This window comes from Ideonella sp. P3_A4, from assembly GCF_056403075.1.
Map to the genome: position 1 here is coordinate 1 of NZ_JBFUGE010001244.1, position 788 is coordinate 788.

A 788-nucleotide genomic window follows, 5' to 3' on the forward strand; every position below is an offset into this window, starting at 1 on the left:
GTGCGGAAGTCTGAGCACACCGGCAGCTTCAGGTGCAGCGCCGCCTGCAGCGCCGACCAGCCCAGCGGCCCCTCGGTGGCGATGTGCACCACGTCTGGCCGGTGGGTCGACCACAGCTTGACCAGCGCGCGCTTGGACGGCACGCCCATGCGCAGGTTCGGGTATTTGGGGATCGGCAGCCCGCGCATCAGCACTTCATGGAAACCCGGCTGCTGCTCGGCCGCCTGGCTGGTGGCCTGGCGCGGCCGGATCAGCTGAACATCGTGGTTGCGCCGATGCAGGCCTTCGACGAAACGGGCCATGGTGGTGGCCACGCCGTTGACCTCGGGCGGGTAGGTCTCGGTCACGCAGGCGATGCGCAGCGAGCGGTGCGGGGCCGCAATGCTGTCGACGACGATGCCGTGGGTCTCGGTCCGGTGCGCGGTCGGCTTCATGCCGAGCATCGTGCCTGTCTTGCACAACAGTTCGATGACAGTCGGCATGCTGCGTGTATCTCCACAGTGGTCACGCGCGCCGTCACGGCCATTTCACATCCGGTGGTCACCATCGTGTCATGCCGTGGCCTGCGTTGTTCGCGCGGGCAGCGGCCTGGTTCCCCCACCCGCACCGAGGTTCACCATCGTGAATGCCTTCCTGAAAGAGCTGGCCGTCCAGCGTTGGGACGATCACCGCTACTACCACCACAGCCGCATCAACCAGAGCCTGCACCTGGTCAGCGCGATCAGCTTCGTGATCGCCTATGGGCTGCTGTTCGTCGAGCCGGCGTATGCCGCCATCCTCGCCTGGTG

Annotated in this window: 1 protein-coding gene; it reads right to left on the reverse strand. The window is 66.6% G+C overall.

Annotated elements, in window-relative coordinates:
* Positions 1 to 482 (reverse strand): glycosyltransferase (locus tag AC1DYI_RS37320; RefSeq protein ID WP_477209098.1); only part of this gene is annotated, 482 nt, incomplete at its 3' end.
* Positions 483 to 788: the final 306 nt, after the last annotated feature.